Origin of the sequence: Streptomyces sp. NPDC006691 (assembly GCF_042869955.1) — a bacterium.
In the GTDB taxonomy this organism is placed as follows: domain Bacteria; phylum Actinomycetota; class Actinomycetes; order Streptomycetales; family Streptomycetaceae; genus Streptomyces.
Genome location: NZ_JBIAGW010000016.1, coordinates 32028 through 56029, shown reverse-complemented (window position 1 = coordinate 56029; position 24002 = coordinate 32028). Strand labels below are relative to the sequence as shown.

The window sequence follows — 24002 nt, the reverse complement described above, 5'->3', positions numbered from 1 at the left end:
GCTCAGGGTGCTCGGGGCCGCCGTCCGGACCGCTGCGGGCGGGCCGGCGGACGGAGTACTTGGGGCCGCTCGCTCCCGGGCCGACGCGGGCGGGCCGGGACAGCGGGGCTCAGGCGCCGGTCTTGCCGGCGGTGGGGGTGATCGCGCCGTTGGCGACGGGCTTGTGCGAGGCGCCGGGGTGCGGGGAGGCCTTGGTGCCCGCCGGGCTGTGCCCGGTGACGGGGGCGACGCCGTGCCCGGCCTTGGCGGGCTTGGACGCCTTGGCCAGGGGGGCCTTGGACACGCTGTGCGTGGGGGCCACGGCCTGCTTCGGGGAGGCCTTCGGCTGCGGGACCTGCGAGGCGGCCGCCCGGGGCGGCGCCGTGACGGCGTCGGCCTTGCCGCCGTCGGGAAGGGTCAGGCCGGGGGCCTGGGAGTTGCCGCCGAGCAGCGAGCCGACGAGGGCCACGGCGAAGCCGGTGGCGGCGAGCCCGCAGAGCCAGCCCAGCCCGCGCAGCTTCTTGCCGCGCCGCCCGCTGGCGTCGACGAACACGGGCCGGTCGTGGCCCTGCTGGGCGGGGATGCCCGGCAGCGGGTTGAAGATCGGGATCTCCACGGTCGCGGACCGCTCGACCGCCTCCTGCTTCTTGATCAACTCCGGTGCGAAGACGCCGAGTTGCATCGTCGCGTCGGGCGAGGGCCGACGGTCCCCCGGCCGGCCGGAACGGGGCTGTCCGCCCGGCCCGTTGGTTATCCGACTGTCCATGTTCGTACGCACTCCCTGAATGTGTTTCGCGGGTTGCGCGCACGACTCCCGGGCGCCACATCCGGAACGAGGAGACCCCACTCGTTCCGCGCGCCCCCATATCCCGCCGCACCCGGGCGATGAATGTAGCGCACGAGCCTGTGGACATGTGTTCACGTATCGAGTGATGTTCGCCTTGGTCCGTCCACTTGCGGGGCATCGGCCACCATCAGGGACATGTCGGGCGCCGGGAGCCAGCTCCCGCGGGGCCTTTCCAGCCATCCGTGTGCCGCCGCCCGTTCGCGCGCGACCTCGCGCAGGACACGCACGCCGGGATGCGCGAGCCCCCTGCGCCACACCAGGGAGACCGGCGCCAGTGGTACGGGCCCGGTCAGCGGGCGCACCACCATGCCGGGCACGTCCATGAACTCGGTGCTGGCCAGCACCGACCAGCCCTGCTTGCGCACCACCCGGACGAACTCCTCCTCGCCCGCGATCTCCGGAAAGGGCGCGGCCGCCCGGATGCCGCGCCCGGCGAAGAGCCGCTCGGCCAGATCGGTCCACTCGACGGTGGCCGGATTGCCCGCCGCCGTGTAGAGCGTCTCGCCGGCCAGTGCGGCCAGCGGCACCTCGGCCAGGCCCGCGAGCCGGTGACCCGCGTCGAGCAGCACCGCCATCCGCTCGTAGCGCACCGGCTGGTGGCCGAGCCCCGCGAGGACCGCGGGGTCGAGCCCGGCCACCCGGCCGAAGGAGACGTCGAGACGCCCGGCGAGGATCTCGGCGGCGGCCCCGCTGAGCCCGCTGATGAACCGGGCCACGAACTCGACGCCGGGCGCCCGCTCCCGGGCCCCGGCGAGGACCCGCGCGCCGGTGCCGACGGGCGCCGAGATGTCGACGAGCAACGGCCGCTCGGCGCCCCGGTCCACCCACGCGGCGCGCAGCTCGTCGTGCGCGGCGAGCACTCTGCGGGCATGGGGCAGCAGCCGCGTTCCGTCGGCGGTGAGCGCCACGGCCCGGGTGGTCCGCACGAAGAGCTCGGTGCCCAACTCCCGCTCCAGGCGCCGGATGTCACGGCTCAGCGCCTGCTGGGCGACGAAGAGCCGGGCGGCCGCGCGGGTAAAGTGCAGGTCCTCGGCGACAGCGGCGAAGGAGCGCAGCAGGCGCGGGTCGATGTCGTGGGGCACACCCGGCAGTCAACAGCAGCACCGCCACCCACAACAAGAGCGGGTGAATGGGCGCTGATCAGGTGTTGGACCCCCGCACCCGGCCCCCGAAAGGATCGGGGCATGCCGCAGACGACCCCGCTCACCCGCCGCCGGAACGCGTACATACGCCTGTTCCGCGCCCCCGGCGCCCTCGCCTTCACCCTGGGCAATCTCGTCGCCCGGCTGCCCATGGGCATGTTCGGCGTCAGCGCCGTCTTCATGATCGCGGGCTCCCGTGGTTCCTACGCCCTCGCGGGAGCGGTCACCGCCACCGGGCTCGCCGCGACCGCGCTGGCCGCACCCTGGACGGCCCGGCTGGTCGACCGCTACGGCCAGGCCCGAATCGCCGTGCCGGCGGCGGCAGTTGCCGCCTTCGGCTCGCTCGCGCTGCTCCTGTGCGTACGCTTCGACGCCCCCGACTGGACCCTGTTCGCCGCCTACGCCGCGACCGCCACCACCCCCAACACCGGCGGCATGTCCCGGGCCCGCTGGGCCCATCTGTACCGGGACGACCCGGCCGCCCTGCACACCGCCAACTCCTTCGAGCAGGCCGTCGACGAGCTCTGCTTCATGCTCGGCCCGGTCATCGCGGCGGCCCTCTGCTCGGCCCTGTTCCCGGAGGCGGGCACGCTGGTCGGCGCGGTCCTGCTGCTGACGGGCATCCTGCTGTTCGCCGGCCGGCGCACGACCGAGCCGCCGGTCACGCCCCGCACGGAAGGCGCCAAGTCCCCTGTGCGGACAACGGGGTTCGCCCCGCTGCTCGCCGTCTTCCTCGCCACCGGCGCGGTCTTCGGCTCCCTTGAGGTGGTGACCATCGCGTACGCCGACGGACTCGGCCACCGTTCGGCGGCCGGCGCGGTGCTCGCGCTCCAGGCCGCCGGATCCTGCGCCGCCGGGCTCCTGTACGGGTCGGCGCGGCCGGCCCCCGACGCGTCCCGGCGGCTGGTGTGCTGTGTCGCGGCGATGGCCGCGCTGATGTGCCTGCCGCTGCTCGCGGCACGCGCCACCGGCTCCCTCGTGGCACTCGCGGCGACGCTGCTCTGCGCGGGCGCCGCGACCGCGCCGACCATGGTCACCGGCATGACGCTGGTCCAGCGGCGCACCCCCGAGGGCCGGCTGAACGAGGGCATGACGCTCGCGGTCACCGCGATCCTCGGTGGCATCGCGGCAGGCTCGGCCGTCGGCGGGCAGGTCGTCGAGCGGGCGGGCGCGGGGACGGGCTACTGGGTCCCGGTCTGCGCCGCGGCCCTCGCCCTGCTGGTGAGCGCCGCCGGACACCGGCGGTACGCCGTGCCGCCCGGCCGATAGGCGGGGCGGCTGGGAGACGGGTCCCGGACACGACAGAGGCCCGGCCGCTCGAAAGCGACCGGGCCTCTGCCTACATGGGGCGAGGAGATCCGGAAATCCGGCGCTCCTCGATCGTGGAGATGGCGGGAATCGAACCCGCGTCCAACGGTGCAAAAACAGGGCTTCTCCGTGTGCAGTTCGCTGCGATTTTCTCGGCCCCGGCAATCACGCGAACAAGTCGCCGACGGGCCCAGCCACTGTTTGATTTCCTTCTAGACCCCGTGACCGGGTCTAGAAGTTTAGTTCCCTAGCTGATGCCAGGATCCGGGTCGGGAACAGCCCCGGGCTGACACTTCGCAAGTCGCTACTTAGGCAGCGAGGGCGAAGGAATCGCGCTTGGTGTTGGCGATTATTGTTTGCGACATATGGTTTACGAGATCATTGCCGCTTCCTCGACACGCTTCCCCTGCTTCGACATCCGCTGTCGAAACCGATCATCCCCATGTTGTTTTATCAAGGTGGTGCCACACCTTCGCTGAGGTGCAGTGCCATCGTACGTGACCAACGCCCGACGGTGCCAGCCTATTCCACCCGGCCCGGCCGGAGGCCTACCGCAGGCTGGCCCGCTCCTTGCGCTTGACGGCGGAGATGGCACGGTCCGTCTCGCGGCGGTCCTGCTTCTCGCGCAGCGTCTGACGCTTGTCGTACTCCTTCTTGCCCTTGGCGAGCGCGATCTCGATCTTCGCCCGGCCGTCCTTGAAGTACAGCGCGAGGGGCACGATCGTGTGACCCGACTCCCCGGACTTCGCCTCCAGCTTGTCGATCTCGACCCGGTGCAGCAGCAGCTTCCGCTTGCGCCGCGCACTGTGGTTGGTCCAGGTGCCCTGCGCGTACTCCGGCACGTGCACGTTGTGCAGCCAGGCCTCGCCGCCGTCGATCTGCACGAAGCCGTCCACCAGCGAGGCACGGCCCTGGCGCAGCGACTTCACCTCGGTACCGGTGAGCACGAGACCGCACTCGTAGGTGTCGATGATGAGGTAGTCGTGCCGTGCCTTCTTGTTCTGCGCGACCAGCTTGCGCTTGCTGTCCTTCTCTTTGTCCTTGCCCGTGTTCTTAGCCATAGTGCGGCCATTTTCGCACCCCGGCGCAACAGGTTTAGGACGTGCCGCCCAGACCGCTCAGAACCGTCTCGGCGTGTTCGAGGGGATGGTCGGTGACGGGCAGGTCGGGCGTGATGCCCTTGCCGTCGAGCCCGTGGCCCGACGGCGTGCGGTAGTGGCCCACGGTCAGCTCCGCGACCGAGCCGCCCGCGAGGCCGGTGGGCATCTGGACCGAGCCTTTGCCGAAGGTGCGCGAGCCGACGGTGACCGCGCGGCCGCGGTCCTGGAGCGCGCCGGTGAGGAGTTCGGCCGCGCTCATCGTGCCGCCGTCGATCACCACGACCAGGGGCCGCGCGGCATCCCCGCCACCGCTCGCGTACAGCGCCCGCTGGGCGCCGTGCACGTCGTACGTGGCGACCAGGCCGCCGGGCAGGAACGCGGAGGCGGCGGTGACGGCCTCGCCGACCAGGCCGCCGCTGTTGCCCCGCAGGTCGAGCACGATCCCGGCGCCCTTCGGGGCGCGGCGCACCGCGGCGCGCACCTGCTCGCCGGTTCCCTTGGTGAAGGCGGTCACCCTGATCATCACGACTTGGGCGGAGAGGTTCCGTACGGAGACGTCCTCGGTGTCGAGGACCGCCCGGTCCACGGTCCGCGTCCAGGTGCGCGAGCCCCGGCCCAGGCCGAGGACCACCCGGCTCCCGGCCGCGTCACCGCGCAGCCGGGCGACCACGTCGGTGACGGGCTGCCCGTCCGCGGACCAGCCGTCGATGCTGCGCAGATGGTCACCGGGCTCGATGCCGGCCCGGGCGGCGGGGCCGCCGGCCTGGACCCGGGTCACCTGGGTGCGGCCGTCGGCGGCGCGGGCGACCCACAGGCCGACGCCGGTGTAGCGGCCGTCGAGGGCGTCCGCGTACTGCTCGTACTCCGCCTTGTCGTACACCGCTCCCCAGCGGTCCCCGCTGCGGCCCACGGCCTCCTCGGCGGCCCGGCTCGCGGACTTCCCGTCGGCCTCGGCGTCGGCGGCCGCGCGCCGCACGTCCTCCGCGGTGCGGTCGCCGCCGCGGGTGGTGTGCCCCTCGCGCGGATCGAGGGCGGCGGCCGCGGCGGGACCGGCCGCGAGCGGGACGGGGTGCTGCTCGGTGCGCGGCAGGCAGTTGGTGGCGGCCGCGGTCAACAGGACGCTCGCGAACACCAATGTCAGAGCCGCCCCGCGGCGCACCCCGCGGGGCCTGGGACAGAGGTCCGGACCCGACATGGCGCCGAGTCTAGGACAGACTCCGGGCGCCGTAGGGGGTGTTGCTCCTACGGCGCCCGGGGCGTATGTCACACGCGGGGTACGGACCTCGGGGTGCCCGGGTCAGACCTTGAGGTACTTGCGCAGCGCGAAGAAGGCGGCGAGCGCGGGCATCAGGACGCTGGCCGCGAGCACCAGCGGGAGCTTGGCGAGCACCGCGTCCCAGCCGATGAAGTTGATCAGGTTGAGCTTGTGCGCCAGGTCGAGCCCGTGGTCGATCATGAAGTAGCGGCCGACGACCAGGAAGCCCGCGGCGGCCACGCCGCCCAGCAGACCGGCGAAGGCGGCCTCCATGATGAACGGCGCCTGGATGTAGAAGCTCGACGCACCGACCAGGCGCATGATCCCCGTCTCACGCCGTCGGCTGAAGGCCGAGACGCGCACGGTGTTGACGATCAGCATCAGCGCGACGACCAGCATCACGAGCATGACCAGGATGGCCGCCATGTTCATGCCGTTCAGCAGCCCGAAGAGGTTCTCCAGGATGCCCTTCTGGTCCTGCACGGACTGGACGCCGTCACGGCCCGCGAAGGCGGTGGCGACCACGGAGAACTTCTCCGGGTCCTTGAGCTTGACCCGGAACGACTCCTGCATCTGGTCCGGCGTGATCGAGCCGGCCATCGGGGAGCTGCCGAACTGCTCCTTGTAGTGCTTGAACGCCTCGTCGGCCGACTCGTACGACACCGTCTGGACGACGTCCAGCTTCTTGAGGTCGCCCTCGATGTCCTTCTTCTGCTGGGCCGTCACCGCGCCCTTGGAGCACTTGGCGACGCTCTCCGCGTCCGCCTTGTTGCAGAGGAAGATCGAGACGTTGACCTTGTCGTACCAGTAGCCCTTCATGTTGTTGACCTGGTCCCGCATCAGCAGCGAACCGCCGAACAGGGCGAGGGAGAGGGCTACGGATACGACCACGGCGATCGTCATGGTCAGATTGCGACGGAGACCGACCCCGATCTCCGAGAGAACGAACTGGGCGCGCATGGCGACTATTTCAGCCTTTCAGTGCTCGACGAGTGCTCTGCGGCGCTCAGTGCTGGTAGCCGTAGACGCCGCGCGCCTGGTCTCGTACGAGGCGGCCGGACTCCAGCTCGATGACGCGCTTGCGCATCTGGTCGACGATGTTCTGGTCGTGGGTCGCCATGATTACGGTGGTGCCGGTCCGGTTGATCCGGTCGAGCAGCTTCATGATGCCGACGGAGGTCTGGGGGTCGAGGTTGCCGGTCGGCTCGTCCGCGATGAGCAGCATGGGCCGGTTGACGAAGGCACGGGCGATGGCCACGCGCTGCTGCTCACCACCGGAGAGCTCACCGGGCCTGCGGTCCTCCTTGCCGCCGAGCCCGACGAGGTCGAGCACCTGCGGCACCGCCTTGCGGATCTCGCCGGGCGGCTTCCCGATGACCTCCTGGGCGAACGCCACGTTCTCCGCAACGGTCTTGTTGGGGAGCAGCCTGAAGTCCTGGAAGACCGTGCCCAGTTGGCGCCGCATGTGCGGCACCTTCCAGTTGGAGAGCCGGGCGAGGTCCTTGCCGAGCACGTGCACCTGCCCATGGCTGGCGCGCTCTTCACGCAGGACGAGCCTCAGAAAGGTCGACTTCCCGGAACCGGACGAGCCGACGAGGAAGACGAACTCACCCTTCTCGATTTCGAGGGAGACTTCCCGCAGGGCTGGTCGGTTCTGCTTGGGATAGGTCTTGGAGACATTGTCGAATCGGATCACGGGTGCACCACGGGTCGGCCGGGAGTATAGGTGTGCGTGACCTTACGCGAACGGGACGAGCCCGCGCAGGCCGCGTCCGGGGATGCCCCTTATGTCCCTTGGGTCGTGCGGGCGGGATGCGGATGAATCAGGCGGGGCGCGCCGAAACGCGCGCGAGCTGGCACAGTGGTAGGGGGAACGGTCGCGTTTCCCTGAGCGTTGAGCGGAGAGAAAGCGCGTTGACAGTTGTATGCGCCGGCTCCGCCGCGCGGGAGGAGGAGAGCGCATGACCTATGACCGATTGGTGTGCGCCAACTGCGCGGCGCCCGTGAGCGAGGGCCGCTGCCGTGTCTGCCGGGCCAACCGGGAGCGCTTGCAGCAGGAGAACCAGTGGGGGCCCCTGAGCCCCGCGGCCCTGGTCACGCTGCTGATCGTGCTGGTGGGAGCCCTGGCCCTGCTGGCCCACCAGACCGTCTGAGAAACGGTCCCTACGCCCTGTGCGAGAGGGCCCCGGGTGCGTGATCGCACCCGGGGCCCTCTCACGTGTCCGCAGGTCGCTGCTTACGCGACGTTACGGCCGCTGTTGACCAGACGCGGCATGAAGCGGAAGCCGATGCCACCCGCGATCATGGTGGCGGCGCCGATGATCAGGAAGGTGGTCCCGCCCGCACCGGTGGCGGCCAGCTCGTCCTTCTGCTGACCCTGCTCGACCGGCTGCGACCCGACGGTGTCGGGGTTGGTGCCGGTGTTGCCCGTGGTGCCCGTGGTGCCCGTGGTGCCCGTGGAACCGGTGGTCCCGGTCGAGCCAGTGGTGCCGGTGGTCCCGGTGCTGCCGGTGGAACCGGTCGAGCCCGTGGACCCGGTGCTGCCGGTCGAACCGGTCGAGCCCGTGGAGCCGGTGCTGCCGGTGCTGCCGGTGCTGCCGGTCGAACCAGTGCTGCCCGTGGAGCCCGTCGAACCGGTGGAGCCGGTCGAACCGGTGCTGCCCGTCGAGCCCGTCGAGCCGGTGCTGCCCGTCGAACCGGTGTCGCCCGTGGAGCCGGTCGAACCAGTGGATCCGGTCGAGCCCGTGCTGCCGGTGTCACCCGTGGTGCCGGTGGAACCGGTCGAGCCCGTGGAGCCGGTGTCGCCCGTGGTGCCGGTCGAACCGGTCGAGCCGGTGTCGCCCGTCGTACCGGTCGAGCCCGTGGACCCGGTGTCACCCGTGGTGCCGGTCGAACCGGTCGAACCGGTGTCGCCCGTCGTACCGGTCGAGCCGGTGTCACCCGTCGTACCGGTGCTACCCGTCGTGCCGGTCGAACCGTCCGTGGTCGAACCCGTCGACTGGCCACCCGTGGTCGGGAGGCAGAGCGGGTTGGTCGGGCTGCACGGCTCGTCGAGGACGCTCGCCGTCTTGCTCTCGTTGGAGTCGGCACCGACGGCCTGGGCCGCCCCCGCGGCGGTCAGGGACGCGCCGGCGGCAATCACCGCACCGGCTGCTATCCGCGCGAAACGGACCCGAGTGTTCTTGGTCATCTGCCTGCTACCCCCAGTAGCTCATGAGTCGTGGAGCAGCGCCCGGGGCGGCAACGCGGGAGGTCGATCAGGGCCCCTCCCCGTCACACGCGCCCCAGAATTACGCATGCCGCGCGTTAGCTTTGCCAGTTTTAAAGGTGGCGTCAAGGTCGTTGCGTACGCAATGCCCGATTTCAGGTCACTTGCCGGGCGTACGGGAATACGACTGTGACAGAAGACCTAACTGGCGCTCCGCGGAGGGGAGTTCTGATGTCGACAAAGCTCCGAGTCGCTCAATTTCCGCTTGCGTCGGCGAATTCGGCCGTGCGGCGGTCGGCAGGGGCGCCCACGCCGCCGCATCACCGCCGCACGCGCACCCGGCCCACACAAACGAACGACGCCGGCGCCCGGAAAGGGGGCCGACGTCGTCGGATGTTCAAGTCGCCCTCGGCGGGCGTTACTTCTCCTGCTGCTTGCGCCAGCGGATGCCGGCTTCGAGGAAGCCGTCGATCTCGCCGTCCAGGACGGCCTGCGGGTTGCCGACCTCGAACTCGGTGCGCAGGTCCTTCACCATCTGGTACGGGTGCAGGACGTAGGAACGCATCTGGTTGCCCCAGGAGTTGCCGCCGTCGCCCTTGAGGGAGTCCATCAGCGCCTGCTCCTCCTGGCGGCGGCGCTCAAGGAGCTTGGCCTGGAGGACGTTCATGGCGCTCGCCTTGTTCTGGATCTGCGAGCGCTCGTTCTGGCAGGACACCACGATGCCGGTCGGAATGTGCGTGATGCGGACCGCGGAGTCCGTGGTGTTGACGCCCTGGCCGCCGGGGCCCGACGCGCGGTACACGTCGATGCGCAGCTCGGACTCGTCGATCTCGACGTGGTCGGACTGCTCGACGACCGGCAGCACCTCGACGCCCGCGAAGGACGTCTGGCGGCGGCCCTGGTTGTCGAAGGGCGAGATGCGGACCAGGCGGTGCGTGCCCTGCTCCACGGAGAGCGTGCCGTAGGCGTAGGGGGCGCTGACCACGAAGGTGGTCGACTTGATGCCGGCCTCTTCCGCGTACGAGGTCTCGTACACCTCGGTCTTGTAGCCGTGCCGCTCGGCCCAGCGCAGGTACATGCGCTGGAGGCGCTCGGCGAAGTCGGAGGCGTCGACGCCGCCGGCCTCGGCGCGGATGTTGACCAGCGCCTCACGGGCGTCGTACTCGCCGGACAGGAGGGTACGTACCTCCATCTCGTCCAGCGCCTTGCGGACGGACTCCAGCTCGGCCTCGGCCTCGGTGCGGGTGTCCGGGTCGTCCATCTCCTCGGCGAGCTCGAAGAGCACCGCGAGGTCGTCGATCCGGCCGCGCAGGGCCTCGGTCTTGCGCAGCTCCGCCTGGAGGTGCGAAAGCTTGCTGGTGATCTTCTGCGCCGCCTCCGGGTCGTCCCACAGGGACGGGGCGGCCGCCTGCTCCTCCAGCACGGCGATGTCCGCCCGCATCTTGTCGAGGTCCAGGACGGCCTCGATCGACCCCATGGTCGAGGAGAGGGACTTCAGCTCTTCGGATACATCGACGACTGCCACGGGTCCAGCGTAACGGCTGCGCGCTCCGGCATTCCCCGGGCCGCCCGATCACGGGCCTCCCGGGGCGGCCTACGGGACGACGGGCGCCGAGTTCTTGGTGTCCTGCGGCGGCGACTGCTTGCCCGAGTCGTCGCTCAGGGCCAGCCAGCCGCCGACACCGACGGCCGCCGCCAGCGCGACGGCCGAGGCCGTCAGGACCAGGCGGCGCTTGCGGACCTGGTCGGCCCGGTGGCGGGCGGAGCCCGGCCGGGGCGCCCCCGCCGGGCGCGGCGCGCGGGCGGTGCCCAGCGGTCCGCCAGCCAGCTCGTCGGGGCCGGGCACCCGCATGCTGGTGTGGGTGTCCCGGTTCGCGGAGTCGTGTCCGGCCCCGGGCACCAGCGGGACCGCGCCGCGGCGGGGGGTGGTGGGAGCGGTCGGGTACGGGTCCTCGTACGCCTCCTCGTCCCCGGTGCCCTCGGCGTCCGGCTCGTCCACGTCGAGCGGGGGCATGCCGGCCACCAGCGGGAGCAGTTCCCGCAGCCGGACGGAGAGCTCGGAGGCGCGCAGGCGCGAGGCCGGGGCCTTGGCCAGGCACTGGACGATCAGCTGCCACAGCTCGTCGGGGATGCCGGGCAGCGGCACCACGGTCTCGGTCACATGGCGGCGCAGGACGGCGCCGGGGTGGCCGCCGCCGAACGGGGTGAAGCCCGCGAGCAGCTCGTACAGGACGGTGGCGAGCGCGTAGATGTCGACGGCCGCGCGCGGCGGGAGGCCCTCGACGATCTCGGGGGCCAGGTAGTCCGGGGTGCCGATGATCCGGGTCGCCTTGGTGCGGCGCGGGGTGTCGATGAGCTTGGCGACGCCGAAGTCGGTGAGCAGCGCGGGGTGGGCGCCGCCGGGGCCGAGCGGGCCCTGCATGTCCAGCAGGATGTTCTCGGGCTTGACGTCCCGGTGCACCACGCCGGCCGCGTGGGCCGCCGCGAGTCCGTCGGCGACGTCGGCCGCGATGGCCACGGCCGCCTCGGGGGCGAGCCGGCGCTCGCGGTCCAGGCGGGTGCGGACGTCGGTGCCCCGGATCAGGTCCATGACGAGGGCGAGGTCGTTGCCGTCGACGACGAGATCGCGCACGCCGACCACGTTGGGGTGGTCGAGGCCCAGCAGGGCGGTGCGCTCCTGGACGAAGCGGCCGACCAGCTCCTGATCGGCGGCCAGGTCTTCGCGCAGCAGCTTGATGGCGACGGGGCCCTCGGGCCCTTCGCCGAGCCACACCGTGCCGGCGCTGCCGCGGCCCAGGATCTGGTGGGCGGTGTACCGGCTGCCGATATTCCGTGCCAAGACTGCTCCCTCAGCGGCTGGCTGTGCACGCTGAGGCTACGCGGCCGGGACGCCAACCTTCACTTCCGGCGCCGAAATCACCCTCTGGAAGTCGACAAATCCATGAAGTCGTGTCCCGGACCGCCGGGCCGGGGCCCTTTGCCTGCGGCCTTTTACTGCTTCGTGGAGTTCCCGATGCTCTTTATCCAGCCGGATACCGTCGAAATCCCGTCACCGATCGCCTGCCAGTAGCCCTTGCCCTGGGCGACCCAGTCCTGGAGCGGCGTCAGCTCCCAGATCAGCCAACCGGCCACGAAGAGCAGCACGACCGTGAACAGACAGCCCTTCAGACAGCCGAGACCCGGGATCCGCATCCGGTTCGGGCTGCGCCTGCGCGGCTCGCGGGGCTCCCGCGGCTCACGCGCGGGTGCCTGCGGCTGCTGCGGCGGCGCGTACTGCTGGCGCTGCGGCGCGTACTGCTGTGGTTGTTGCTGCTGGTACGGCTGCTGCGGCTGTGGGGCGTACGGCTGGTGCTGGGGCGGACGCTGCTGCTGCCCCTGCGGCGGGCGCTGCCGGCCATGGCCCTGCGGCGGCTGCTGGCCCTGCTGGCCGTAGCTCTGCTGGCCGTAACCCTGCTGGGGCTGCTGGCGGTGCGGGCGGCGGCGCAGCGGGTCCTGCTCGGGCGGCAGATAGCCGACCTGGGTCTGCTCGTTGCGGTCGCGCGCCGCCCGGAGCTGGGACTGCCAGGGGTGCGGCTCCTGCGGCTGCGGCGGGCCCTGCGGGACGGGCGGCAGGACGGCCGTCGGGTCGGCGTTCGGGGCCTGGCCGGTCTGCCCCGTCTGCGGCAGCACCGAGGTGCGCGCGGCCGGGTCGTACGAGCCCGCGTTGCTCGGCAGCACCTGGGTCGGGTCGGCCGCGCCCGGCGCGTCCGGGACCGGGGCGGGCGCCGGGTCGGGCGCGAGCAGCGCGCCCACCCCGTCCGCCGCCTCGACCTGGGCCGGGGTGGAGTGCACCCCGATGCCGGAGGCGACGACCCGCAGCCCGCGTGCCAGGTTCTCGGCGCTGGGGCGGCGCTCGGGGTCCTTGCTGAGACAGCGCTCGATGACCGTCCACAGCGGGGCCGGGACGGTGGTGGGCCGGCGCGGCTCCTCGCTGAGGTGGCGGTGGAGCACTTCGAGCGCGGTGCCGCCGGCGAACGGCGGGCGCCCCGTGACCAGCTCGTACAGCAGGATTCCGGCGCCGTAGATGTCGACCGCGGAGGTCTGCGGGCGGCCCTCGGCGGACTCCGGCGCGACATAGGCGGGCGTGCCCACGAACTCGTGCGTGCGGGTCAGGCCCGGGGAGTCGGCGAGGCGCGCGATGCCGAAGTCGGTCAGCATCGGGTGCATCGCGCCGTCGCGCTCGTCCAGGAGGACGTTGGCGGGCTTCAGGTCGCGGTGCACCACGCCGTCGGCGTGGCTGGCGGCGAGGGCGTCCGCGATCTGCGCGGTCAGCAGGGACGCGGCGACCGGGGTGAGCGGGCCGTTCTCGCGCAGGTAGCGGTGCAGGTCCGGGCCGTCGACCAGGTCCATGACCAGGGCGAGCAGATCGCCCTCGACGACCAGGTCGCGGGTGCGCACGATGTTGTCGTGGCGCAGCCGCAGGAGCACGGAGCGTTCGCGCAGGAAGCGCATCACCACGTCCGCGTCGTTGGCGAGCTCCTCCTTGAGGACCTTGATCGCCACGGTCTCGCCCGGCTGGCCCGCTACGGATGCCTCGGAGCCGGCGGTCTCTCTCTGGCGGGCTCGCCAGACGGTGCCCGTGGCGCCGCGTCCGAGCGGCTCCTCAAGCAGGTACTTGCTGCCTACCGGCCGCACGTCATGCGCTCCCTGCTGCTCGCGTCCATTGCTCTGTGGGTTTCCGGCCCAGCTGTGTGGGTTTCCGGCCCACTCTAGTGCCGCTGCCGACACCGCCGACGGGTCGTGGCGTCGGCGCCACCAGGTTGTTCACCGTCTTCTCATCGTCCTCGGAAAGACGCGGTCTTCGCACGGAAGGTTGCCGAACGGTCGTACCCCGCCTCCCCGCGAAATGCCCCACTCGGTCGCAACCAGCCACTTTTCCGTCCACTTTTGCGCGCCGAGCCGACCAATCAAGATCAATTCGAGGTGGGTGACGGGCGTGTTGTCAGTGGCAGGTGCGAGGATGCCCTCAGCACGAATTGTGTGCCGGGTGGGGGGAATCACAGGGCTGGTCCGGTCCCCCTTCTTCGGCACCCCCGCGCAGAAGGGACCGCCGAGGCGATGCAGATCCGGCTGACCGTCCTCGCGCCGCGCAGCGGCCATGCTGTGGCGCGCGCCTGCGACGTGCTCGTGACCGCCCCGGCGGGTACGGCACTCGCGGCCGTCGCCTCCGGCCTCGCGTCGGCCGCCTCCGGCGCGGAGGTCTCGGGCGCCTCCGTGGTGCTGTACGCGGGCCGCGAGCGGCTCGACGCCCAGCGCCGCATCCTCGGCGAGCCCCCGTTGGTGGACGGAGCGGTGCTCTCCCTCGGCTCCCCCGCCGAGGACGAGCCGGCCCACGACGGCCCGGCCCCGGCCCGGCTGCACGTGGTGGCGGGGCCGGACGCGGGCGGCGTCCACCTGCTGCACGGCGGCCGCATCGGCATCGGCCGCTCCGTCGAGTCCGACGTCCCGTTGGACGACCCCGATGTCTCGCGCCAGCACTGCGAGGTGACGGTCGAGGCCGACGGCCGGGTCGCCGTGGGCGATCTGAACTCGACGAACGGCACCCGGCTCGACGGCCGCGAGATCGGCGCCAAGCCGGTCCGCTTCGCCCCCGGCGCGCTGCTCAGGATCGGCGAGTCCACCCTGCGCCTGGCCACCGGCGGCACCGCGACGGAGCCCCGCCTCTCCACGGTGCCCGACGGCGAGGGCCATCTCCGGGTCACCCCGCCCGGCGCGCCCGCGTCCACGCCGGGCGCCCAACAGGCTTCTCCCGCAGGGCAGTTGGACGCCCCGCCCGCCGATCCGGCGTACGCCTTCGGCGCCACCCGGCCCCCGCTCACCCCCTCTCCCCCTGCCTCCGGCTCACCGGCTACGGGCACGCCATCCTTCCGAACGCCCGGTACCCCCGGAACACCCGGGACGCCCGGGACATCCGGGACATCCACCCCTCCTTTCGGTACGTCCACGGCGCCGGGCGCACACCAGGAGCAGCCGCACGGCGCTTTCGACGCCCTCGGAGCACCGGCCGGGTACGGCCACGACGACCCGGACGGCCGGCGCGAGTCGGCCCCGCCGAGCCGACGGCAGGGCACCCCGACCCGCGGCACCCGGCTGCCCGAGGACCTGGCGGGTCCCGACGAGGTGCAGCACAGCCGGGCCGATCAGGCCGACGGCGGCCGTCGGCGCGGCGGGATAGGCGCGTGGGCGAGGCGCCTGGCCGGCGGGCGTGGTGAGGCGGAGCCCGAGCAGCCGCCCGCCGAGCCGCGGCGGCTCCCGGCCGAGCCCGCCCCCGAGAGCTGGCCGGATCCGGCCGCGCTCCTGCTGACCGCGCTCGGCCCGGGCCCCCGCCTGTGGGAGCGCCGGCCGGGCCACCCGGAGGCGCTCGCGGTCCGGGTCGGCACCGCGGACCGGGGCGATCTCGCGGCCGTGCCGGTCACGGTGGGGCTGCGCGAGGTGGGCTCGCTCGGCCTCGCGGGCCCCCGCGAGCGGCTCTCCGGCCTCGCCCGCTCGGCGATCGCCCAGCTCGCGGCACTGCACGCGCCGACCACCCTGGAGATCGTCCTCATCAGCACGGACCGCTCGCGCGGCCTCCAGACACGCACCGCCGAGTGGGACTGGCTGGGCTGGCTCCCCCAGGTCCGCCCGGCCCACGGGCAGGACTGCCGGCTGCTCCTCGCCTACGACCGCGACCAGGCGACGGCCCGCACGGCCGAGCTCACCCGGCGGCTCGACGCGGGCCCGCTCGGCCCGGGCTGGGCCTCGGCGGACCGGGCCGCGGTGGCCGAGGCCGCCGCCCGCTACGAGGGCCCGTTCACGGTGGTCGTCGTGGACGGCGACCCGGGTTCGGCGCCGCTGCGCGAGACCACCGCCCGCCTCGCGGCGGCGGGCGCGGCGGCCGGCATCCATCTGCTCTGCCTCGCCGAGACCCCGGCCGCATCGGCCTCGTCCCCGGTCGCCGCGACGTACGAGACGGCCTGCGCGGCCTCGCTGGCGTTCCGCGAGTGCGGGGCGGTCGCGCTGCTCAGCGGCGATGTGGCCACCGCGCTGCGGCTCCTGCGCATCGCGGGCGGCCGGCCCGCCGGGCACGGCACGGTGGCCGCGGTCGACGGGGTGTCGCGCCCGTGGGCCGAGCGGTTCGCCCGCGCGCTCGCCCCCCTGCGCACCGCGGACGGCACCTCCGCCACGTCCGGGCGGCTCGCTTCCTCACTGCCCCGCTCCTCGCGCCTCCTGGACGAGCTGGGCCTGGCACGGGCCACCCCCGCCTCCCTGATGGCCCGTTGGGAGTCGGCCCCCGACGGCGCGGTGGTGCTCGGCACCGGGCCGCACGGCCCGGTCGGCGTAGACCTCGTCTCCGACGGCCCCCATCTCATCGTCGAGGGCCCGCCCGGCAGCGGCCGTACCGAGCTGCTGCGGGCCGCCGCCGCCTCCCTCGCCGCGGGCGCGCGGCCCGACCGGCTCGGCCTGATCCTGGTCGACGGCGCGGGCGGCGAGCGCGGCGAGGGCCTGCGGCCCTGCACCGAACTCCCGCACGTCTCCACGCACTTGATCGCCTCCGACCCGGTCCGGATGCGCGAGTTCGCGCAGGCGCTCGGGGCCGAGCTCAAGCGCCGGGCCGAGCTGCTCGGCGGCCTCGGCTTCACCGAGTGGCAGGACCGGCGCGAGGTCGCGGGCCGGCTCGTCGGGCAGCGCCAGGCGCCCGCCGCCGAGAGCCGGGACGATCTGGACCCGCCGGGCAGCAGCACCCTGCGGCTGCGCCCGGTCGCGCGCAGCCGTAGCGACGAGGGGCCCTCGCTGCCCCGACTGGTCGTCCTCGTCGACGACTTGGACGCCCTGGTCGCCCCCGCCCTCGGCAGTCCGGGCAGGCCCGCCGCGGGTTCCGTCGTGCGGGCCCTCGAAGCGGTGGCCCGCGACGGCGAGCGGCTCGGGGTGCATCTGGTGGCGGCCTCGGCCCGGCCGGAGCGCACGGCCGACACCGAGCTCGCGCGCGGCGCCCGCCACCGGGTCGTGCTCGACCCGCCGCCCGCCGCGCCCGCGCCGGACGAGCCCGCGCCGGGCCGGGGCCGGCTGCACCAGGCGGACGGGGCGTCGGTGCCGTTCCAGGGCGGCCGGGTCACCGGGCGCATACCCCGGACGGCGACGCAACGGCCCACCGTGGTGGTCCTGGAGTGGGAGCGGATGGGCGACCCGCCGGCCCGCCGCCCCGTCCGCGAGCTCGGCAACGGGCCCACCGACCTGGCCCTGCTCGCCAGCGCCCTGGACCGTGCGGCGTCCTTGGTCAACGCGCCTTCGGTGCCGCCGCTGTCATGAGGCCGGGCGGCGGCTCCGTCAGGCGATGGTGATCAACTCATCCTCAATGGGCGGCAGTTGGGACATCCCGCGGGATCCAACGTCACAAGCCCATCACGATCAACTGGTTGACGGCGAAGACGGTATTGCGGCACCCCCGCACCGGGCGTAGGACTGTCGCACGGGACGAGAGCTGCGGCGCCTGCGTCACCGGGCGCGGCGGTTCGTACGCGCACGGGAGAGACGGGGCACGCATGCGCAGCACTCGTACAGGCCGCACCACCATCGCCACGAGCACGACGGGTCGCACCCTCATGTCCGCGCTGGCCATCGGGACGCTCACGCTCGGCGCGTCCGCGTGCGGTGGCAGCGACGGCGGAAAGAGCACACCGTCGACCGGCGCCTCCACCTCGGCGCAGTCGGGCAGCGGGGTCCAACTCCCGCAGCTGAACGGGGAGAAGATCGAGGTCGCCGCCGTGTGGACGGGGGCCGAGCAGGCGAACTTCGTGAAGGTGCTCAAGGAGTTCGAGTCGCGGACCGGGGCCACCGTCACCTTCGTGCCCGCCCAGGACCCGATCGTCAACTTCCTCGGCACCAAGATCGCCGGTGGCAGCCCGCCCGATGTGGCGATGCTCCCCCAGGTCGGCGCGATCCAGCAGGCCGTGGCGAAGAAGTGGGCCAAGCCCGCGGGACCCGAGGCCAAGGCGCAGCTCGCCGCGAACTATTCCAAGGTGTGGCAGGACCTGGGCGCGGTCGGCGGCACGCAGTACGGGGTGTACTTCAAGGCCGCCAACAAGTCCCTGGTCTGGTACAACACCAAGGTCTTCCAGAACGCCGGCGTCACGCCGCCCACGACCTGGAAGAACTTCCTGAGCACCGCCGACACCATCTCCGCCTCCGGAGTGACCCCGGTGTCCGTCGGCGGGGCGGACGGCTGGACGCTCACGGACTGGTTCGAGAACGTCTATCTCTCCCAGGCCGGACCCGAGAAGTACGACCAGTTGGCCAAGCACGCGATCAAGTGGACCGACCCGTCCGTCAAGGACGCGCTCACCACGCTCGCCCAGCTCTTCGGCAAGCCGAACCTGATCGCGGGCGGCACCAACGGGGCGCTCCAGACCGAGTTCCCCGCCTCGGTGACGCAGACCTTCACCGGCGGTGACCAGCCCAAGGCGGGCATGGTCTTCGAGGGGGACTTCGCGGCGGTCAACATCGCGGAGACCTCCGCCAAGGTCGGCACGGACGCCAAGGCGTTCCCCTTCCCCGCGGTCGGCGACAAGGCCCCGGTGGTCACGGGCGGCGACGCGGCGGTGGCACTGAAGGACACCAAGGGCGCCCAGGCGCTGCTGACCTGGCTGGCCTCCACCGACGCCGCGAAGATCGCGGCCTCGTCGGGCGGCTTCATCTCGCCGAACAAGGCGCTCGACGCCGCCGCGTACCCCAACGACGTGCAGCGTGACATCGCCAAGGCACTGATCGCGGCCGGCGACAACGTCCGCTTCGACATGTCGGACCAGGCCCCGCAGTCCTTCGGCGGCACCCCGGGCAAGGGCGAGTGGAAGGACCTCCAGGACTTCCTCAAGAACCCGTCCGACATCGCGGGCACCCAGTCCAAGCTGGAGGCCGACGCGGCCGCGGCGTTCAAGAACTGATCCGGCGATGACGACCGCCACGGCGGGAGGCGCCCCGCCTCCCGCCGCCCCGCCCGCGTCCAGGCCCGCCAAGAGCGTCACCGGTACCCGCAAGTGGATCGCGGCCGCGTTCCTGCTGCCCGCGCTCGTCCTGCTCGGTGCGCTCGTCGTCTATCCGATCGGCTTCTCGATCTACCGGTCGTTCTTCGACCAGTCCGGTCATTCGTTCGCCGGGATCGACAACTACAAGACGCTGTTCACGGATCACACCATCCGGACCGCGGTGAAGAACAACGCGATCTGGGTGGTGTGCGCCCCCACGGTCGCCACCGTCCTCGGCCTGATCTTCGCCGTGCTGACCGAACGGGTGCGCTGGGGAACGGCGTTCAAGCTCATCGTGTTCATGCCGATGGCGATCTCCATGCTCGCCGCGGGCATCATCTTCCGGCTGGTGTACGAGCAGGACCCGGCGCGCGGGGTCGCCAACGCGGTGGTGGTCGGCGTGCACGACACGTTCACCACGTCGGCCGGCTACCCCAAGGCCCATCCGCTGCCGGCCGCGCCCCTCAAGGACGCGGGCGGCGGGGCGTTCATCACCCGGACCGCGGTGCACGCGGGGCAGCCCGCGCTGCTCCCCCTGGTCGGTGTGGCCGCCGGCACGATGCCGGCCTCGGCCGGGACCGCGAAGGCCGCCCCGGGCGAGCCGGGCAAGGTCACCGGCACGGTCTGGCTCGACTTCACCAAGGGCGGCGGCGGGCGGCCGAACGTCATCGACGCCAGGGAACTCGGCCTCAAGGGCATCAAGGTCGAGGCGGTGAAGGACGGCAGGACCGTCGCCTCCACGACCGCGGCGGCCGACGGCACGTTCACCCTGCCGGCCGCCGCCGACGGGGCCCAACTCCGGCTCCCCGAAAGCAACTTCCACCAGCCGTACAACGGCATCGAATGGCTCGGCCCGACCCTCGTCACCCCGGCGATCATCGGCTCGTACATCTGGATGTGGGCGGGCTTCGCGATGGTGCTCATCGCGGCGGGCCTCGCCGGGCTGCCCCGCGAACTGCTGGAAGCGGCGCGGGTGGACGGGGCCAACGAGTGGCAGGTCTTCCGCCGGGTGACCGTCCCCCTGCTCGCGCCGGTCCTCGCGGTGGTCCTGGTCACGCTGATGATCAACGTCCTGAAGATCTTCGACCTGGTCTTCATCATCGCGCCCGGCTCCAGCCAGGCCGACGCGAACGTCCTGGCCCTCCAGCTGTACCGCTCCTCCTTCGGCACCGAGGCGGACCTGGGCATCGGCAGCGCGATCGCGGTCCTGCTGCTCCTGCTGGTGATCCCGGTGATGCTCTTCAACATCCGCCGCATGCGACGGGAGGGCCGCCGATGACGCCCCGGCGCACGGTGACCGCCCCCGCCCGGGGGCCCGGGGGCCGGCCCCCGGGGCAGCACACCACCATCCGCCGCATGCGCAGGGAGGCCGGGCGATGACCGTTGTCGAGGGGATCGTCAAGGCCCGGCAGTCACTGCCCGCGCGCATCGCCTCGCGCACGGGGGGTGGTGTACTGCGCGTGTTCCTCGTCCTGGTGGGCCTGTTCTGGCTGATGCCGACCGTCGGGCTGCTGCTCTCCTCGCTGCGCGGCCCCTCCGACATCGCCTCCACCGGCTGGTGGAAGACGTTCACCGACCCGTCCCAGCTCACCTTCCACAACTACGCGAGCCTGCTCGACAACAGCACGATCACCAACTCACTGCTCTCCACGGTCGCGATCACCGTCCCGGCCACGATCCTGGTCGTCGTCATCGGCTCACTGGCCGGCTATGCCTTCGCCTGGATGGAATTCCCGGGCCGCGACTGGTGGTTCATGGTCGTGGTGAGCCTGCTGGTCGTCCCCGTGCAGGTCGCCCTCGTGCCGGTCGCCAAGCTCTTCGGGCAGCTCGGGATCTTCGAGACCACGATCGGCGTGATCATCTTCCACGTCGCCTTCGGCCTCCCGTTCGCGATCTTCCTGCTGCGCAACTTCTTCGCCGAGATCCCCAGGGAACTCCTGGAGGCGGCCCGGCTCGACGGGGCGGGCGAGATCCGGCTCTTCACCAAGGTCGTGATGCCGCTCGGCGGCCCCGCGATCGCCTCGCTCGGCATCTTCCAGTTCCTGTGGGTCTGGAACGACATGCTGGTCGCCCTGATCTTCGCCGACTCCAAGCACCCGCCGATCACGGTGGCCTTGCAGCAGCAGGTCCGCCAGTTCGGCAACAACATCGACGTCCTGGCCCCGGGCGCCTTCGTCTCGATGGTCATCCCGCTCGCCGTGTTCTTCGCCTTCCAGCGACAGTTCGTATCGGGGGTGATGGCCGGCGCGGTGAAGTAAGCATCCGCACAACGGACTTGGGCACCCGATCGAACGATCGGGCCCACGCGGCACATGACGCCACGTCAAGGGCATGATCACGGCACTACGCCGGACGGCACCGATGCCGTAACCCGATCACTCTCGCGGACGTTCACGGGCCATCCGCCCGTGCCCTCTCACGCCCCAGGACGTCCGTTGCCCCGATTCAGCGTCATCGTGCCCGCGTACAAGCTCCAGGCCCGTCTTCACGCTTGTCTTGAATCGGTACTGCGTCAGACGTACGAAATCGACGAGAGCCCGGCGTTCGATCTGGAAGTGATCGCGGTCGACGCCGGCTCGCCCGACTCCTGCGGCGAGATCATCGACGAGTTCGCCGCCCGCGATCCCCGGGTCACCGCCGTGCACCTGCCCGCGGACCCGGCCGACCCCGGCCAGGGACCGGGCCCCGCCCGCAACGCCGGGCTCGCCCGCGCCACCGGCGACTACGTACTGTTCCTCGACGGCGACGACACCCTGGCGCCGCGCGCCCTGCGCGACATCGCGGACCGGCTCAAGGCCTCCGGCGAGCCCGATGTGCTGGTCTTCGGCCATGCCCGCACCCACTGGTCGGGCGTCACCGAACACCCTCCGGTGCCGCCACAGCTCACCGAGTCCGGTCCCGCGTCCTTCCAACTGGCCGAGCGTCCAGCCCTGTTGAGGCATCCCGCCCCCTCCTGGAACAAGGCGTACCGGCGGGAGTTCCTCGAACGCGAGGGGCTCGCCTTCCCGCCCGGCCGGCACACCGACACCTTCTGGTCGTACGCGACCCTGCTCACGGCGGCCTCGCTCAGCACCCTGGAGCGGGTCTGCGTGCACCACCGCGAACGGCGCGGGCCGGCCGTCGCGCGCGGCCGGTACTTCGATCTCTTCCCGCAGTACGACCGTGTCTTCGACTTCCTCGACTCCCGCCCCGCACTGGGCAGTTGGCGCCCGGTCGTGGCCCGCCGGATGGCCGACCACCTGGCGGCCGTCTCGGCCACCGTCCTGACCGCCCCGGGCCTGTCCGCGCGCACCCGCGCCGCGTTCTTCCGACTGGCCCGCGCCCACTACGGCCGCCATCGCGTGCCGGGTGCGGCCGGGCTGCGCCATGTCGGGGTCCGCTTCGGCACGTACCGCACGTACCGCACGCTGCGGGGGATCCGCGCGCTGCGCGCCCGCGGCCGGGCGTTCTCGTCGGCCCTGGCCCGACCGGCCCGGACGGCCGCGCTGCGCCTGCACTACCGGATCCAGCGATGCCTGCCCCTGCGCGAGGACCTGGCGGTGTTCAGCGCGTACGGGCACCGCGGCTACGCGTGCAGCCCGGCCGCGATCGAGGCGAAGGTCCGCGAACTCGTGCCGGGCATGCGCACCGCCTGGGTCACCACGCCCGAGTACGACCCGACCGTGCCCGCGCCCACGCGCCGGCTGCGCCCCGGCGGCTTCGCGTACTTCTCGGCGCTGGCCCGCGCCAAGTACCTGGTGAACAACGTGGAGTTCGACCACCGCCTGGTCAAGCGTCCCGGCCAGATCCTCCTCCAGACCCATCACGGCACGCCGCTCAAGACGGTGGGACTGGACCTGATGGACCGTCCGGCGGCCTCGCGCGGCACCGACTTCGCGCGTCTCCTCGCGGACGCCGACAAGTGGGACTTCGCCCTGTCCGCCAACCGGCACGCCACGCTCACCGGCGAGCGCGCCTTCCCGGCCACGTACACCACGCTCGAATACGGCAGCCCGCGCAACGACGTGCTGCTCCGTGCCACCACCGTCGACGCGGCCCGGCTGCGGGACCGACTCGGCGTTCCGGGCCGCTCGACCGTCGTCCTGTACGCGCCGACGTACCGCGACTACAGCCGGGGCCGGCACCTTCCGCTCGACCTGGAGCGGCTCGGCCGCGCGCTCGGCCCGGAGTTCTTCCTGCTGACCCGCGCGCACCACGCCTACGGGGCGCCTCTGAGCCGGGCTCCGCTGCCCCGCGTCCTGGACGTCACCGGGCACCCGTCGATCGAGGAACTGCTGGTGGCCGCCGACGCGTTGGTGACGGACTACTCGTCCCTGATGTTCGACTACGCCAACCTCGACCGGCCCATCGTGATCCTGGACGACGACCGCGAGGCGTACGAGGCGGTGCGGGGCACCTACTTCGATCTGCGCGGGGGGCCGCCGGGTGCGGTCGCCCGTACCGAGGACGAGCTGATCGACATCTTCACCACCGGCCATTGGCGCGGCTCCCGCTCGGCCCAGCTGCGTGCCGCGTTCCGCACCCGCTTCTGCCCGTACGACGACGGCCACGCGGCCGAGCGGGTGGTCCGCCGCGTCTTCCTGAGCGACACGGGGCTGCCCGCGGCCGGCCCCGCCCTGCCCGAACAGCGCGCGCGGGGTGCGGAGTTCGCCCCCGCCACGACGGACGCCCTGGCGGGCGGCTGATCGCAGCGCCGAGCCTTGTCGTCAGGGTGCGGCCCGTGGCAGCCGATCCCGTAGTTCCCCGCGCCCCTGACTACCCTGCCGGCTTCGCAAGGCGCGCGAGGAGATGCGCAAGCTCAGGACGCGGGCGCAGGTCATGTGCGGGGACGCTTCCGCGTGTTGTTGGTCGAGTGCGGGCCGCCGCAGACCGATCGCGCAGTTCCCCGTGCCCCTGGGGAGGTTGCGCCACAGCAGCGCCGATGGAGCCGCCAGGCTCCCGCAGGGGCGCGGGGAACTGCGCGAACGACCCCGGACGACCCGCACCCGAACAACAACCCACCTAAGGGGCGCGGGGAACGGCGCGAACAGCCCCGGACGACCCGCACCCGAACAACAACCCACCTAAGGGGCGCGGGGAACGGCGCGAACAGCCCCGGACGACCCGCACCCGAACAACAACCCACC

17 protein-coding genes and 1 other RNA gene are annotated in these 24002 nt (G+C 72.4%); 7 read left to right on the top strand and 11 right to left on the bottom strand.

Going from position 1 to position 24002, the window contains the following annotated elements; all coding sequences use genetic code 11:
- Positions 1–109: 109 nt before the first annotated feature.
- Both ACFYNP_RS28665 and ACFYNP_RS28660 read right to left on the bottom strand, forming a co-directional pair.
- Entirely contained in the window at positions 110–745 is a 636-nt protein-coding gene (locus ACFYNP_RS28665) for a hypothetical protein (RefSeq protein ID WP_388789373.1), read from the bottom strand.
- Positions 746–897: 152 nt separating this feature from the next.
- Positions 898–1908: a LysR family transcriptional regulator gene (locus ACFYNP_RS28660; protein WP_388416963.1), complete on the bottom strand. Its 1011-nt coding sequence runs from the start codon at positions 1906–1908 to the stop codon at positions 898–900.
- 102 nt (positions 1909–2010) lie between these two features.
- Here ACFYNP_RS28660 and ACFYNP_RS28655 point away from each other — a divergent pair, with 102 nt between their 5' ends.
- Positions 2011–3237 carry an MFS transporter gene (locus tag ACFYNP_RS28655; RefSeq protein WP_388789370.1) on the top strand — a complete coding sequence of 409 codons (1227 nt, stop codon included), beginning with the start codon at positions 2011–2013 and terminating at the stop codon, positions 3235–3237.
- Between the two features lie 111 nt (positions 3238–3348).
- Here the strand turns inward: ACFYNP_RS28655 and ssrA are convergent.
- The 5 genes from ssrA to ftsE form a co-directional block, all read right to left on the bottom strand.
- Positions 3349–3718: a transfer-messenger RNA gene (gene ssrA, locus ACFYNP_RS28650) on the bottom strand.
- A 106-nt stretch (positions 3719–3824) separates the two neighbouring features.
- Positions 3825–4337, bottom strand: coding sequence for an SsrA-binding protein SmpB (smpB, locus tag ACFYNP_RS28645; RefSeq protein WP_100578625.1), 513 nt, complete (start codon positions 4335–4337; stop codon positions 3825–3827).
- 34 nt (positions 4338–4371) lie between these two features.
- A complete protein-coding gene (locus tag ACFYNP_RS28640) occupies positions 4372–5571 on the bottom strand; it encodes a S41 family peptidase (protein ID WP_388416957.1) in 1200 nt (399 codons plus the stop codon).
- A 102-nt stretch (positions 5572–5673) separates the two neighbouring features.
- Positions 5674–6591: a permease-like cell division protein FtsX gene (gene ftsX / locus ACFYNP_RS28635; protein WP_388416954.1), complete on the bottom strand. Its 918-nt coding sequence runs from the start codon at positions 6589–6591 to the stop codon at positions 5674–5676.
- A 46-nt stretch (positions 6592–6637) separates the two neighbouring features.
- On the bottom strand, positions 6638–7327 hold the full coding sequence (ftsE, locus tag ACFYNP_RS28630) for a cell division ATP-binding protein FtsE (protein WP_100578628.1): 690 nt from the start codon (positions 7325–7327) through the stop codon (positions 6638–6640).
- A gap of 265 nt (positions 7328–7592) precedes the next feature.
- Between ftsE and ACFYNP_RS28625 the strand changes: the two genes are divergently transcribed.
- Entirely contained in the window at positions 7593–7784 is a 192-nt protein-coding gene (locus tag ACFYNP_RS28625; protein WP_388789367.1) for a hypothetical protein, read from the top strand.
- Between the two features lie 83 nt (positions 7785–7867).
- Here ACFYNP_RS28625 and ACFYNP_RS28620 read toward each other — a convergent pair whose 3' ends face one another.
- The 4 genes from ACFYNP_RS28620 to ACFYNP_RS28605 all read right to left on the bottom strand — a co-directional run bounded on the left by ACFYNP_RS28620 (position 7868) and on the right by ACFYNP_RS28605 (position 13513).
- Positions 7868–8821 (bottom strand): hypothetical protein, encoded by a 954-nt coding sequence (locus ACFYNP_RS28620; RefSeq protein ID WP_388789364.1) that lies wholly within the window; start codon positions 8819–8821, stop codon positions 7868–7870.
- A 436-nt stretch (positions 8822–9257) separates the two neighbouring features.
- Positions 9258–10364, bottom strand: coding sequence for a peptide chain release factor 2 (prfB, locus tag ACFYNP_RS28615; RefSeq protein WP_388416947.1), 1107 nt, complete (start codon positions 10362–10364; stop codon positions 9258–9260).
- Positions 10365–10433: 69 nt separating this feature from the next.
- Positions 10434–11678: a serine/threonine-protein kinase gene (locus ACFYNP_RS28610; RefSeq protein WP_388416944.1), complete on the bottom strand. Its 1245-nt coding sequence runs from the start codon at positions 11676–11678 to the stop codon at positions 10434–10436.
- A gap of 152 nt (positions 11679–11830) precedes the next feature.
- The gene (locus tag ACFYNP_RS28605) at positions 11831–13513 is read right to left on the bottom strand and encodes a serine/threonine-protein kinase (RefSeq protein WP_388789361.1); all 1683 of its coding nucleotides are present in this window, start codon (positions 13511–13513) and stop codon (positions 11831–11833) included.
- Between the two features lie 423 nt (positions 13514–13936).
- On the opposite strand from ACFYNP_RS28605, the gene ACFYNP_RS28600 reads away from it, so the two are divergent.
- The 5 genes from ACFYNP_RS28600 (at position 13937) to ACFYNP_RS28580 (ending at position 23561) form a co-directional block, all read left to right on the top strand.
- Positions 13937–17164 (top strand): FtsK/SpoIIIE domain-containing protein, encoded by a 3228-nt coding sequence (locus tag ACFYNP_RS28600; RefSeq protein WP_388789358.1) that lies wholly within the window; start codon positions 13937–13939, stop codon positions 17162–17164.
- Positions 17165–17457: 293 nt separating this feature from the next.
- Complete coding sequence (locus ACFYNP_RS28595) at positions 17458–18795, top strand: ABC transporter substrate-binding protein (protein ID WP_388789515.1); 1338 nt, start codon at positions 17458–17460, stop codon at positions 18793–18795.
- A 7-nt stretch (positions 18796–18802) separates the two neighbouring features.
- Positions 18803–20155, top strand: a complete 1353-nt coding sequence (locus ACFYNP_RS28590; protein WP_388789355.1) for a carbohydrate ABC transporter permease — start codon at positions 18803–18805, stop codon at positions 20153–20155.
- 97 nt (positions 20156–20252) lie between these two features.
- Entirely contained in the window at positions 20253–21134 is an 882-nt protein-coding gene (locus ACFYNP_RS28585; RefSeq protein WP_388416933.1) for a carbohydrate ABC transporter permease, read from the top strand.
- A 177-nt stretch (positions 21135–21311) separates the two neighbouring features.
- A complete protein-coding gene (locus tag ACFYNP_RS28580) occupies positions 21312–23561 on the top strand; it encodes a CDP-glycerol glycerophosphotransferase family protein (RefSeq protein ID WP_388789352.1) in 2250 nt (749 codons plus the stop codon).
- Positions 23562–24002: the final 441 nt, after the last annotated feature.